Below are 13,311 nucleotides of genomic sequence, written 5' to 3' on the forward strand. Positions count from 1 at the left end.
CCGGTGTCTGCCCATTGTCGAGCAACGGTGTAACGCGCTAAGGTTCTGCTCCCCGACGCGCTTAATTTGCTGTGCTCCGCCGCGCGGGTTCGCTGGCGGCCGGCACCCGTGACCTGACGAGTAAACGATGGCTGATTTACCGATCAACGACCTAAACGTCGCTTCCAACGAGACGCTGATCACTCCCGATCAGCTCAAGCGTGATATCCCTCTGAGCGACGCTGCCCTGCGCACTGTCACCAAGGGCCGCGAAGTCATTCGCAACATTCTTGATGGCACCGACCACCGCCTGTTTGTTGTCATCGGGCCTTGCTCGATCCACGACATCAAGGCTGCCCACGAATACGCCGAGCGCCTGAAGGCGCTTGCGGCCGAAGTGTCCGATACCCTGTATCTGGTCATGCGCGTGTATTTCGAGAAGCCACGCACCACCGTCGGCTGGAAAGGTTTGATCAACGATCCGTATCTGGACGACTCCTTCAAGATTCAGGACGGTCTGCACATCGGTCGTCAATTGTTGCTGGACCTGGCCGAGATGGGCCTGCCGACCGCAACTGAAGCCCTCGACCCGATCTCCCCGCAGTACTTGCAGGACCTGATCAGCTGGTCGGCCATCGGTGCACGCACCACCGAATCCCAGACTCACCGTGAAATGGCCTCCGGCCTGTCCTCGGCAGTCGGCTTCAAGAACGGCACCGACGGCGGCTTGACGGTCGCTATCAACGCCCTGCAATCGGTTTCCAGCCCTCACCGCTTCCTGGGTATCAACCAGGAAGGTGGCGTGTCGATCGTCACCACCAAGGGCAATGCCTACGGTCACGTGGTACTGCGCGGTGGCAATGGCAAGCCGAACTACGATTCGGTCAGCGTCGCGCTCTGCGAGCAAGCGCTGAACAAAGCGAAGATCAAGCCGAACATCATGGTCGATTGCAGCCACGCCAACTCCAACAAGGACCCGGCCCTGCAACCGCTGGTGATGGAGAACGTCGCCAACCAGATCCTCGAAGGCAACCAGTCGATCATCGGCCTGATGGTCGAAAGTCACTTGAACTGGGGCTGCCAGGCGATCCCGAAAGACCTCGCCGACCTGCAATACGGCGTGTCGATCACCGATGCCTGCATCGACTGGACCGCCACCGAAAACACCTTGCGCAGCATGCATGCCAAGCTCAAGGACGTGCTGCCGAAACGCGATCGCAGCTGATCACTTTTCGCCGCACAAAAAAACGCCGGGCTTAACCCGGCGTTTTTTTATGCGTTCGATTCTTTGAAAGGTTACTGGCTCAGCTTCGCTGCATGCCGCTGGTGGCGTTCCATGTAGCGTTCCACGTAGGAACACGATGGAATGACGGTGTAACCCATTTCTTCAGCGTATTCCAACGCCTTCTCGGTCAAGGCTGCCGCAATGCCGCGACCACGCAGCGCGTTGGGCACAAAGGTGCGATAGATATCCAGGGTCTGTTTCCCCAGATCCATATAGGTCAGGTAGGCACGATGACCGTCCACATTGGTCTCGAACTGATGACCAGCCTGGTCATGGTGGATGGACAACGCCTCGCTCATCACTACTCCTCGCGGGTCTGGAATTCTGACCCCTACCTTACCGATGTTTTTCCGGCGAAGGAACATCTACGCCACCCCGTGCCTGAATGGACACCGAGAAGAACTGCACCCATCTCGCGCAACCGAGCACGTATCAAATAGTAGGCACCATTGGCAGAAATGCTCAAGGTACGCTCGTCATCACGCTGGGGCGGAGGGATGCTGCTCCGGGTTACGCAGAGACGGCTCGACCAAGATCTCTGAAGGTCGACAGCCTGAACATTGCCGGATGTTGAGACTTAAGACGAGCGCCCTTTGTTAAAGTCACCTGAACATGGAGAAAGATATGAGAGGCGCCACGCAAAATCCGAACAAAAGTGTGGACGAATCCATCTAGGCAGACTTTAGCCTAGACTCGGAAAAGAGCTGTGAGCGCGCGGAACTTTTCTTTGGCGGCTCGCTCAGCTCGGGCCTCCCAGCTGGATATTTTTTAAACAATGCAGTTAAAAGTTGCTCGAAAAAGAATCAACGCCTACAATTTTTTTGGCTTCTTGCTTTACGTCAGTTTACTTACGACAAGTAATGGGTAGTATGTACGCCGGCTATTTCCTCACTCTGAGGAGACAGCTAACTTAATAGAAAGTCCTTGAAGGGGAACACGATGAACAACGTTCTGAAATTCTCTGCTCTGGCTCTGGCCGCAGTTCTGGCTACCGGTTGCAGCAGCGTATCGAAAGAAACCGAAGCACGTCTGACCGCTACTGAAGACGCAGCAGCTCGCTCCCAGGCTCGTGCAGACGAAGCTTACCGTAAAGCTGATGAAGCTCTGGCTGCTGCTCAAAAAGCACAACAGACTGCTGACGAAGCTAACGAGCGTGCTCTGCGCATGCTGGACAAAGCTAGCCGCAAGTAATAATCCTTCGGGATTGTTATCAAGCCGACCCATTTTTTGGGTCGGCTTTTTTATTGCCCGCTATTTCGTACCGGCAATAAAAAACCCGCCGATGCGGTCAGCATCGGCGGGTTCCTTTCAAGCATTACTGCAACGGGTCGATCGGCGCACTCGTCACCATCGGCGCGGAGGAGTTCGGCACTCCGATTTCCACCGGCAGACCATCTTCGGCGGCAACCACGTCGCGGACCACATCCCAGTTCATGCGCAGGTTGTTGGTGATGTCCTCACGCTTGAGCATCGCGTTGATCACCGCAGTGTGTTTGTCGACCACAGAAGGGTTGCCCTTGTCGTCCAGCGGCGTGTGCGCTTCCAGATACACCTTGCCGCCACTGACACCGAACTTGTACGGGTCGCTGATAATGCGCACCGACGTGCCTACCGGCACCATGCTCGCCATTTCCAGCACGTTGTTGTTGAACATGCGGAAGCAACCGTGGCTGGTGCGCATGCCGATGCCGAACTTCTTGTTCGAACCGTGGATCAGGTAGCCCGGCGTGCCCAGCGTGAACTTGAACGGCCCCAGCGGGTTGTCCGGGCCGGCCGGCACCACGTTCGGCAGTGGATCGCCATCGGCGGCGTGCTCGGCCTTGATCGACGCTGGAGGGGTCCAGGTCGGGTTCGGCGTCTTGGCGGTGATGGTGGTATGGGCAATCGGCGAGCCCCAGCCTTCACGGCCGATACCCAGCGGGAAGGTGTACACCACGTTCCGGCCTTTCGGGAAGTAATAGAGGCGGTACTCGGCCAGGTTGATGACGATGCCTTCACGCGGGCCTGGTGGCAGGATGAAACGCGTCGGCAGCACCACTTCGGTGCCAGCGCCCGGCAGCCATGGATCGACGCCAGGGTTGGCCGCGACCATTTCCGAATAGCCCAGATCGTAGGTGGTGCCAAGGTCGGCGAAGGTATCTTCGTACTTGGCCTTGATCACCTGGACCTGACCGACGATGTCTTCACCGGGCGGTGGCAGGGGCAGCTCCAATGCTGCTACGGGACCCGCCACACAAAGGGCGGCGAGAGACAGGTAGCGGGTGACGGCAGGAAAGCGCGGCAACATCCGGAAAATCCTTCGCATGATCGACAAGGGTATAAAAACGAGATTGTACACCGGCGTCTGCAAAATCGGGGAGTTGACCGATAGCAAGCAATCTATCGGCTACTAAAGCTCGAAACGCAGTTCCGGCCAGATCGGCGATGTGCCGCGTTTTTGCGATTCCAGAATGGCCCGGCACAGCGAGCACAGGCGCTGATCCTGGAACACACGGCGATCGACACTCGACCAGCGCGGTTGTGCTGGCAACAGGCTCCCGCACAAGGTCCGGTCCGCCGAGCCGCCCAACTCCAGTTGACGGGTCACCAGATGTACCCGCACTTCCTGGCAGGCGAACAGATCCAGCTGTTCGTCAGGCTCGATCAGTTGATAGGCAAAAAGTGACCAGGCAGGACGCGGCATCGGGGGCTCCAAATCGGGGGCGCCACCTTAGCCGAAACACCGCCGCTAGAAAAGCGTCAAAGCAGCGGTTTCAGTGTAGGCCAGACATTTTCCAGCAACTTGTCCTGAGCCCCGGCAGCCGGGTGCAAGCCGTCGGACTGCATCAAGTCCGGATGACCGCCCACGCCGTCGAGAAAAAATGGCACCAACGGGATCTTTTTCTCCTCGGCCAGTGTGCTGTAGACCTTCGCGAAGGCCTCGGTATAACGAACGCCGTAGTTAGGTGGCAATTGCATGCCGAGCAGCAGCACCTTGGCGCCACTGGCGCGGGAGCTGTCGATCATTGCTGCAAGGTTTTGTTGCAATTGCGTTGGCAGCAATCCGCGCAGGCCATCGTTGCCGCCCAACTCGAGGATTACCAACTCAGGTTTATGCTCTGCAAGCAGCGCGGGCAGGCGCGCCTGGCCTCCGGCGCTGGTGTCGCCGCTGATGGACGCATTGACCACCTTATCGTCGAAACCTTCGCGCTTGAGCCGTTGCTCGAGCAGGGAGACCCACCCCAAGCGGGTATCCAGTCCGAAACCGGCGCTGATACTATCGCCAACGATCAGGACTGTACCCGCCGCTGCGTTCTGGGCCATGCACATCAAGGCCAGGCCAGCACTCAAAAACCACACACGCATCGGATTCTCCATGGGCGCAAGCATTCTCACCGCGAAGAACCTCAGCAAAGTGGTTCCCAGCGCGGAAGGTGAACTGACCATCCTGCACGAACTGAGCCTGAAATTGAACAAGGGCGACAGTCTGGCCATCGTCGGTGCCTCCGGTTCCGGCAAATCCACCCTTCTGGGCCTGCTCGCCGGTCTCGATCTGCCGAGCAGCGGTGAAGTCACGCTCGCGGGTCAAGCCCTGAGCAATCTCGATGAAGACCAACGGGCGCGCATCCGCGCCGAACATGTGGGTTTTGTCTTTCAATCATTCCAGCTGCTGGACAGCCTCAACGCCCTGGAAAACGTCATGCTGCCGCTGGAACTCGATGGCCGCAAAGACGCCCGTGAGCGCGCCACCGAACTGCTGCAACGCGTCGGGCTGGGCCAACGGCTGACCCATTCGCCCCGCCAGCTCTCCGGCGGTGAACAGCAGCGCGTGGCGATTGCCCGAGCTTTTGCCGCCGAGCCCGATGTGCTGTTTGCCGACGAACCCACCGGCAACCTCGACAGCCACACCGGCGAGCGCATCAGCGATCTGCTGTTCGAACTCAACCAGGAACGCGGCACGACCCTGGTGCTGGTGACCCACGATGAACGCCTGGCACATCGCTGCCGACGCCTGATCCGCCTCGACGCCGGCCTGCTCGTCCCGCCGCTGGAGGTTTAATGGCACGCCTGCCGCTGTTGCGCCTGTTCAGTCTTGCCATCCGCCAGCTGCTGCGCGACGCCCGCGCCGGTGAGTTGCGCGTGCTGTTTTTCGCCTTGCTGGTGGCCGTGGCGGCAAGTACCGCCATCGGCTACTTCGGCGCCCGCCTGAACGGCGCCATGATGCTGCGCGCCACCGAGTTTCTCGGTGCCGACTTGCTGCTTGAGGGCAGCTCTCCCGCGCGACCCGAACAGATTAAAAGCGGCACGGAGCTGGGTCTCGAACACGCTCAAGTGGTGGAGTTTTCCAGCGTCATCGCCACTGACAATGGCATTCAGTTGTCCAGCATCAAAGCTGCCGACGACGTCTACCCACTACGCGGCGAACTGAAAAGCGCCCCGGCGCCCTTCGCCCCGGAAGAACCCGGTGGCGGACCGAAACCCGGTGAAGCCTGGGTCGAAGCGCGACTGTTGACGGCGCTGGACCTTAAGATCGGCGACAGCATCGACGTCGGCATGCGAACCCTCAAACTGGCGCGAGTGCTGACCTACGAACCGGACCGCGCCGGCAATTTCTACAGCCTGACACCGAGGGTGCTGATCAACCTCAGCGATCTCGCGGCGACCGGCGTGGTGCAACCCGGCAGTCGGGTCAGTTACCGCGAACTCTGGCGCGGGAAAGCCGAGGCGCTGGAAACCTATCGTCAATTGATCAAACCCGGCCTGTCCGCCAACCAGCGCATACAGGATGCCCGTGATGGCAACCGACAGATCGGCGGCGCCTTGGGCAAGGCCGAGCGTTACTTGAACATGGCCAGTCTGGTGGCGGTTCTGCTGTCGGGTGTGGCGGTGGCGCTATCGGCCACGCGCTTCGCCACCCGCCGATTCGATGCCAGTGCATTGCTGCGTTGCCTGGGGCTGTCCCGACGGGAAACCATGGTGCTGTTCAGTTTGCAGCTGACGGTGCTCGGGCTGCTCGCCAGCATCAGCGGCGCCCTCATCGGCTGGTTCGCACAGCTGGGACTGTTCGCGCTGCTGCATGATTTATTACCGACCGACGTTCCTCCGGGCGGCCTGTTTCCTGCCATTGCCGGGATTGGCACCGGACTGGTGGCGCTGGCCGGTTTTGCCTTGCCGCCACTGGCGGCACTGGGCCGAGTTCCGCCATTGCGGGTATTGCGTCGGGACATGCTGCCAATTCCTTCCAGCACCTGGATGGTTTACGGCGCGGCATTGGGTGCCCTCGGGCTGATCATGTGGCGCCTGAGCCTGGACCTGCTGCTGACCTTCGCCCTGCTCGGCGGTGGCGTGATCGCAGCGCTGATCCTTGGCGGCTTGCTGTTGCTGCTTCTGAAAAGTCTGCGCCGAATGCTGGCGCGCGCCTCTTTGCCGTGGCGCCTCGGGCTGGGTCAATTGCTGCGTCATCCACTTGCGGCCGCGGGGCAATCCCTGGCCTTCGGCTTGATTCTGCTGTCCATGGCGCTGATCGCATTGCTGCGCGGAGAATTGCTGGACACCTGGCAGAACCAGTTGCCAAAAAACGCGCCCAATTATTTCGCGCTGAACATCCTGCCGGCGGACAAACAGGCGTTCACCGATCGCCTGATCGAATTGTCGGCGCAATCGGCGCCGCTGTACCCGGTGGTACCTGGACGGCTGATCAGCATCAACGGCGAGCCGGTACAGGAAATCGTCAGCAAGGATTCGGCCGGTGACCGAGCGATCCAGCGCGACCTGAGCCTGACCTGGGCGGCGGATTTGCCGGCGGGCAACAAACTCACGGCGGGTAACTGGTGGGCCGAACAGACGCCGGACGATATCCCCGGCGTATCGGTGGAAGGCAAAGTCGCCGAAAGCCTGAAACTCAAGCTCGGCGATCACATGGTGTTTACCGTGGGCGGCGTCAATCGCGAAGCGAAAGTCACCAGCCTGCGGGACATCAACTGGGACAACTTCCAGCCCAACTTCTTCATGATCTTCCAGCCCGGCACATTGAAGGATCTGCCGGCGACCTACCTGACCAGTTTTTATCTGGCGGCCGGTCATGATCAGCAGATCGTGGATCTGTCCCGGGCGTTTCCGGCGGTGACCATCTTGCAAGTCGAAGCCTTGCTCGAACAGCTGCGCAGCATCCTCGCCCAAGTCACCCTGGCGGTGGAATATGTGCTGTTGTTCGTGTTGGCGGCGGGGATGGCGGTGTTGTTTTCAGGCTTGCAAGCGACGCTCGATGAACGCATTCGCCAAGGCGCGTTGCTGCGAGCGCTAGGGGCCGAGCGGCAACTGTTGGTCAAGGCCCGGCGGATCGAGTTCGGTTTGCTGGGGGCGGTCAGCGGATTGTTGGCAGCGCTGGGTTCGGAACTGGTGAGCATGGTGCTCTACCGCTACGCCTTCGACCTGCCGTGGCACCCGCATCCGTGGTTGTTGGTGCTACCACTGATCGGCGCGGTGCTGATCGGGGGAGCCGGTGTGTTTGGTACACGCCGTGCGCTGAACGCCAGCCCCCTGACAGTCTTGCGCGAGGGTTGATAGACTCAAGCTCTCTCTACCACAAGAAGTTGCCATGAGCCGTTATCGCCCTCCCCGCACCGCTGGCACCGCGCTGATCACCCCCGAAGGTGAAGCGCGGATGCGGGCCGAGTTTCATGAGCTCTGGCATGTTCGGCGGCCGCAGGTGACACAGTCTGTCAGCGAGGCCGCGGCACAGGGCGATCGCTCGGAAAACGCCGAATACACCTACGGCAAAAAAATGCTGCGCGAGATCGACAGTCGCGTACGTTTTCTCACCAAGCGGCTGGAAGCGCTCAAAGTCGTTAGCGAAAAACCGAGCGATCCGAACAAGGTCTATTTTGGCGCCTGGGTCACGATCGAAGACGAAGACGGCAAAGAGTCGCGCTATCGCATCGTCGGGCCAGATGAACTGGACTTGAAACAAGGTCTGATCAGCATCGATTCGCCGCTGGCCCGCGCCCTGATCGGCAAGGCGCTGGACGCCGAGGTTCGGGTCCAGACACCCACCGGTGAGCAGTGCGTGTATATCGTGGCGATCGACTATCTTTGAGCCGCAGCGCTCTAAACCTCAACGGCGGGTAATCAGCCCCTGTCGGGCAACGCGAATCAATTGCTTGATCACTTCGGGGGCGTCCTCGAGGCTGGGCGATTGAATCACCGCCAGATCGAAACTGTCGCTGGCAAATCGAGCCAGCGATTCACCCTCTTCGACAAACTGGATCAGGAAGGCCGCAGGTCCACCGGTGCGACGTGGCCAGCCATCGAGATAACGCAAGAGTGTCGGCTGATGTTTGCCGCCAAGCAGGATTTTTGGATTGCGCTGGGTGAGGTGTGCCGTGATCGGCGCGGGGCGTATAACTGGGCTTAGTGCATTCATTGTGTCGTGTCTCTGCCTCAAAAGTCTGCATGGCAGGTGAGAGGCAACACCGAACCAGCGCTTTAGCGGTATTTCGAAGCCTGTTTCAAGCTTCTATCGGCAACTGAATGAGTCACCTGGCGCCCCGCAAGTAGCTGTTTAAATCGGCGCATGGGCAACATCCTAGAGAAGCTGACCGGACAGTGTCAAGAATGACGAGCAACAAAAAGGCCCGCGCAATGCGGGCCTTTTGATTGAGCCAGAGCGGTCAGCCGGCGATAGCGCGGTCGGCCGAGAGCTTGCCGGCGCCTTCGATCAGCACCGCGATGCTGCCACCGAGCAGTGCCAGGGCGAATTCATAACCGTTGTTGGCCATGAACAGACCGTGAGGGAGATGCACCGAGAAGATCGCCACCAGCGAGAGGAAGGTCAGGCCGAGGGCTGCCGGGCGAACCAGCAAGCCGATGATCAAGGCCAGACCGGCGAAGAACTCAGTACCGCCCGCCAGCGTCGCCATCAGATAGCCCGGCGCCAGGCCGATGCTTTCCATGTACTGCGCGGTGCCCGCCAAACCGTAACCACCAAACGCCCCAAAGAGTTTCTGCGAGCCGTGGGCAGCGAAGATGATGCCGACGAAAATCCGCAAGACAGTCAGGCCGTAGCCGGCGCGGGTAAACAGTACCTTGTTGATCAGTGTGCTCATGCTGTGTCATCCGTTGTCAATGTGTGTTGGTTGGCCGCTATATTAATCAGTAAATCTCATGTTAAAAGCGCAATTAATGCGACATAACAATCAGTTTATTCGATTACTTGCGTGAGGCAACTTTCTGCCCTTGGGGCTCCAACGACTCCCGCTCCCGATCGAACGCCAGGTAATACTTGTTCACGCTATTAACATAGCTGACGGCGCCCATTCCCACCTGCTCCATGGCGATGCGTTCGACCTGGAAGAACCACTGATTGGGATTCAAACCGCGCCGACGAGCCTCGGCACGCATGCCCTGAACCCGCTCCGGCCCCATGTTGTAGGCCGCCAGCACGAACGCCATGCGCTCGCGCTCGTTGAGTTTGGGGCTGGCAAAGAACTTGCGACGAATCATCGCCAGATACTTGGCCCCGGCCTGCACATTGGCGTCGAGATTCTGGATGTTCTCGACCCCCACCCGCTGGGCGGCGGACGGGGTGATCTGCATCAGGCCGGTAGGGCCACTGCCACTGCGGGCATTGGGTTGCAGGGCCGATTCCTTGAACGCCAGCGCCGCCAGATTCAACCAGTCCATGCCTTGGGCTTCGGCGTGTTTCTGCAGCACCGGTCGAAGTTTCTCGAGGCGCTGCCGATCAGCCTTGGCCAATGGATAGTGCACTTGATACAGACGTCGATAGATCCGCATGAACGCGGCATCCTGATCCGATGGTTGTTTGTAACCGGTCAGGAAGCGATCAATGCTCGCCCGCAACATTGAGGCGTCGCGGCGCACGAACCAGAATTCTTCGCCCGGTTCACTGATGAGCACCTGCCGATCGAAACGCAATTTGGGCAGGATCTTGCCCCAGCGCTCGGCAATGGGTTGCTCGACGATCGTCAGGTGAAAGATTCCGCCCTGGACCATCTCCAGCACGTCCTCGACCGCCAGGCTGGGATCGACCCACTCGATGATCACCGGTGGCAGTTTAAGCAGCGCGAGCTTTTGATTGATCTGGCTGACCGCGTCCCCGGCGGCACTGCCGGTGGGCAACGCCAGGGTTTTGCCGGAGAGTTGTTCGAGACGGGTGTAACGTCGCTCGCCTTTGATGCCGACCAATATCAACGGGATGTTGCTGGCAATCGGTTCACTGGTGCTGATCGCGTGGCCCGGTTGCAGGTCCAGCAATTCCCCCGGTGCGACCAGATCACCCTCGCCGCGCTGCAAAGCGCCGATCAGTTGATCCTTGCCCTTGGGAATAATCTTGAGGGTAATTTCCTGACCGTCACGGGCGTGACCGTTGAGGTACTGCTCGAAGGCACGCAAGCGGTGGTATTCAACACCGATGGCTTGGCCCTGGACTTCGCCGGAGCTGTTGCGGCTCTGGTTGACCAGCACCCGCAACACACGACTGCTGCGGATTTCCGCCAAGTCGCGCACTTTGGTCGAAGGCACGGCTTGCAACGGCCCGGCCAGACGCGCAACCGCCGGCATCGGCAGCAGCAACGAACAACACAGCAGTAGCAAAACCGAGGGACGTATCATCCACTCTCCAGAAAGAATACTGGGCCGATCTCAAGAATTTTCATGAAATCGAACGACAGAAACAGAGCGCCGTGAGCGCTGGCAAAGTGCGCAAGACTGGCACAGTGATGGCACCATAGCCACCCTGACCTGTCTCGCGGCACCAAGAGACAGCTATAACTCGTTGTAGTTCTTGGCTTTTCTTATAAATCTACAGCTCTGATATGCTTTCCGGCCTTTGGTCCGAGGTAGCACCATGCAACTCATCGATATCGGCGTCAACCTGACCAACCCCAGTTTTGCCGACAAACACCAGGCTGTACTCGACCGCGCCTACGCTGCCGGGGTCTGCCAATTGGTGCTCACCGGCACCAGTGTCGAGGGCAGCGAGCAGGCGCTGGAACTGTGCCGGCAACTGGACGAAACGGCTCAACGGCTGTTCGCCACCGCCGGCATTCACCCCCACGGCGCCAGCGACTGGAACGCCGACAGCGACCAGCGTCTGCGCAGTTTGCTCAAGGAGCCAAACGTCGTGGCGGTGGGTGAATGCGGGCTGGATTTCAATCGTGATTTCTCGCCGCGCCCGCAGCAGGAAAAAGTCCTCGAAGAGCATCTGGCGATGGCGGTCGAGCTGCAATTGCCGGTGTTCCTCCACGAGCGCGATGCCAGTCAGCGCTTGCTGGAAATCCTTCGCGATTACCGTGATCAGTTGCCGGCCGCCGTGGTGCATTGCTTCACGGGCGAAAAGAAGGCGCTGTTCAGTTACCTCGATCTGGATTTGCACATCGGTATCACCGGCTGGATCTGCGACGAGCGCCGGGGCACGCACTTGCATCCGTTGGTGAAAGAGATCAAGCGGGGACGGTTGATGCTGGAGAGCGATGCACCGTATCTGTTGCCGCGCAGTCTGCGACCCAAGCCGAAGAATGGTCGTAACGAACCGGCGTATCTGACCGAAGTGTTGCGGGAAGTGGCGTTGCATCGCGGGGAGAGCGAGGAAGATCTGGCGGCTCACAGCACGGCGTGTGCGCGAGCATTCTACGGGTTGCCAATGGTCGACTGACGAACCGAACCTGTGGGAGCGAGCAAGCCCGCTCCCACATTATCAGTGGCTGCTACGCATCATTTCTTTGGGCAGGTACTTGCCGATCTCGAACTTGCCGATCGCCGCACGGTGCACTTCGTCCGGGCCGTCGGCCAGGCGCAGGGTGCGTTGCATCGCATACATGTAGGCCAGTGGGAAATCGTTGGAAACCCCTGCCCCGCCATGGATCTGGATCGCCCGGTCGATCACCCGCAAGGCCACGTTCGGTGCGACAACCTTGATCTGAGCGATTTCGCTTTTCGCAATCTTGTTGCCGACGGTGTCCATCATGTACGCCGCTTTTAATGTCAGCAGCCGTGCCATGTCGATTTCCATCCGCGAGTCGGCGATTTTGTCGATGTTGCCGCCCAGGCGTGCCAAAGGTTTACCGAACGCAGTACGGGTTACCGCCCGTTTGCACATGAGTTCCAATGCACGTTCGGCCATGCCGATTGAACGCATGCAGTGGTGAATCCGTCCCGGGCCAAGGCGACCCTGAGCAATTTCGAAGCCGCGTCCTTCGCCCAACAAGACGTTTTCGTACGGCACGCGGACGTTTTCGAACAGCACTTCGGCGTGGCCGTGGGGTGCGTCGTCGTAACCGAACACGGGCAGCGGACGAACGATCTTCACGCCCAGGGCATCCACCGGCACCAGAATCATCGAGTGCTGCGCATGACGCGGCGCGTCAGGATCGCTCAGGCCCATGAAGATCAGAATCTTGCAGCGTGGATCGCAGGCGCCTGAAGTCCACCATTTTTTGCCGTTGATCACCCACTCGTCGCCATCACGCACGGCACGGGCGGCCATGTTGGTGGCGTCGGACGAGGCCACGTCCGGTTCAGTCATGGCGAACGCCGAACGGATCTCACCGCGCAGCAGCGGTTCGAGCCAGCGTTGTTTCTGTTCTTCATTGGCGTAACGCACCAGCACTTCCATGTTCCCGGTGTCTGGAGCGGAGCAGTTGAACGGCTCGGGGCCCAGCAGCGAACGGCCCATGATTTCCGCCAACGGCGCGTATTCGAGGTTGGTCAGCCCGGCGCCGAGTTCGGACTCAGGCAGAAACAAATTCCACAAACCTTCAGCCTTGGCCTTGAGTTTGAGCTCCTCCATGATTGCGGTCGGCTGCCAGCGATCGCCCTCGGCGACCTGGCGCTCGAACACCGCTTCGGCGGGATAAACGTAGGTGTCCATGAACGCGGTCACGCGCTCACGCAGTTCTTGCACCTTGGGCGAATAAGCGAAATCCATGGGCAGCTCTACCTTTTGACTGAGGGTTTTGATGAGTTGTTCAGGTCATGCAATCGATGCTAGAACAGCTACGAAAATTTACCTAGCCTATTCTCGGCGTGTATTAACATTCATCACCGATATA

At 59.6% G+C, this 13,311-nt stretch carries 14 protein-coding genes; 6 read left to right on the forward strand and 8 right to left on the reverse strand.

The annotated features are described in order from the left end of the window. Nucleotides 1-127: 127 nt before the first annotated feature. Entirely contained in the window at nt 128-1,204 is a 1,077-nt protein-coding gene (locus PMI27_RS17190) for a 3-deoxy-7-phosphoheptulonate synthase (RefSeq protein WP_007899930.1), read from the forward strand. Between the two features lie 71 nt (nt 1,205-1,275). On the opposite strand, the gene PMI27_RS17185 is transcribed toward PMI27_RS17190, so the two are convergent. After that, a complete protein-coding gene (locus PMI27_RS17185) occupies nt 1,276-1,563 on the reverse strand; it encodes a GNAT family N-acetyltransferase (RefSeq protein WP_008057026.1) in 288 nt (95 codons plus the stop codon). Between the two features lie 640 nt (nt 1,564-2,203). Between PMI27_RS17185 and oprI the strand changes: the two genes are divergently transcribed. After that, nucleotides 2,204-2,455: an outer membrane lipoprotei OprI gene (gene oprI, locus PMI27_RS17180; RefSeq protein ID WP_002553018.1), complete on the forward strand. Its 252-nt coding sequence runs from the start codon at nt 2,204-2,206 to the stop codon at nt 2,453-2,455. Nucleotides 2,456-2,579: 124 nt separating this feature from the next. On the opposite strand, the gene PMI27_RS17175 is transcribed toward oprI, so the two are convergent. The 3 genes from PMI27_RS17175 to PMI27_RS17165 form a co-directional block, all read right to left on the reverse strand. Further along, nucleotides 2,580-3,551, reverse strand: a complete 972-nt coding sequence (locus tag PMI27_RS17175) for a L,D-transpeptidase family protein (protein WP_008148516.1) — start codon at nt 3,549-3,551, stop codon at nt 2,580-2,582. A 102-nt stretch (nt 3,552-3,653) separates the two neighbouring features. Further along, complete coding sequence (locus PMI27_RS17170; RefSeq protein WP_003226812.1) at nt 3,654-3,947, reverse strand: hypothetical protein; 294 nt, start codon at nt 3,945-3,947, stop codon at nt 3,654-3,656. Between the two features lie 56 nt (nt 3,948-4,003). Then, a complete protein-coding gene (locus PMI27_RS17165) occupies nt 4,004-4,609 on the reverse strand; it encodes an arylesterase (protein ID WP_008148512.1) in 606 nt (201 codons plus the stop codon). Between the two features lie 10 nt (nt 4,610-4,619). Between PMI27_RS17165 and PMI27_RS17160 the strand changes: the two genes are divergently transcribed. The 3 genes from PMI27_RS17160 to greB are packed head-to-tail and all read left to right on the forward strand — an operon-like array spanning nt 4,620 to nt 8,339. Then, complete coding sequence (locus tag PMI27_RS17160) at nt 4,620-5,303, forward strand: ABC transporter ATP-binding protein (protein WP_008148510.1); 684 nt, start codon at nt 4,620-4,622, stop codon at nt 5,301-5,303. Further along, entirely contained in the window at nt 5,303-7,807 is a 2,505-nt protein-coding gene (locus PMI27_RS17155) for an ABC transporter permease (RefSeq protein ID WP_008148508.1), read from the forward strand. The genes PMI27_RS17160 and PMI27_RS17155 overlap by 1 nt, the downstream gene beginning before the upstream one ends. A gap of 34 nt (nt 7,808-7,841) precedes the next feature. Then, on the forward strand, nt 7,842-8,339 hold the full coding sequence (gene greB / locus PMI27_RS17150) for a transcription elongation factor GreB (protein ID WP_008148506.1): 498 nt from the start codon (nt 7,842-7,844) through the stop codon (nt 8,337-8,339). A gap of 18 nt (nt 8,340-8,357) precedes the next feature. Here the strand turns inward: greB and PMI27_RS17145 are convergent, their stop codons facing one another. From PMI27_RS17145 to PMI27_RS17135, 3 genes are all read right to left on the reverse strand, one after another. Further along, on the reverse strand, nt 8,358-8,666 hold the full coding sequence (locus PMI27_RS17145; RefSeq protein ID WP_008148504.1) for a hypothetical protein: 309 nt from the start codon (nt 8,664-8,666) through the stop codon (nt 8,358-8,360). 247 nt (nt 8,667-8,913) lie between these two features. Then, the gene (locus PMI27_RS17140; RefSeq protein ID WP_008148503.1) at nt 8,914-9,348 is read right to left on the reverse strand and encodes a DoxX family protein; all 435 of its coding nucleotides are present in this window, start codon (nt 9,346-9,348) and stop codon (nt 8,914-8,916) included. Nucleotides 9,349-9,451: 103 nt separating this feature from the next. Then, nucleotides 9,452-10,873, reverse strand: coding sequence for a transglycosylase SLT domain-containing protein (locus PMI27_RS17135; RefSeq protein WP_008148501.1), 1,422 nt, complete (start codon nt 10,871-10,873; stop codon nt 9,452-9,454). A 235-nt stretch (nt 10,874-11,108) separates the two neighbouring features. Here PMI27_RS17135 and PMI27_RS17130 point away from each other — a divergent pair, with 235 nt between their 5' ends. Next, a complete protein-coding gene (locus PMI27_RS17130; protein WP_008148499.1) occupies nt 11,109-11,915 on the forward strand; it encodes a TatD family hydrolase in 807 nt (268 codons plus the stop codon). Nucleotides 11,916-11,957: 42 nt separating this feature from the next. On the opposite strand, the gene PMI27_RS17125 is transcribed toward PMI27_RS17130, so the two are convergent. Beyond that, complete coding sequence (locus PMI27_RS17125) at nt 11,958-13,187, reverse strand: acyl-CoA dehydrogenase (RefSeq protein ID WP_008148498.1); 1,230 nt, start codon at nt 13,185-13,187, stop codon at nt 11,958-11,960. Between the last annotated feature and the right edge of the window lie 124 nt (nt 13,188-13,311).

Origin of the sequence: Pseudomonas sp. GM41(2012) (genome assembly GCF_000282315.2) — a bacterium.
Classification (GTDB): domain Bacteria; phylum Pseudomonadota; class Gammaproteobacteria; order Pseudomonadales; family Pseudomonadaceae; genus Aquipseudomonas.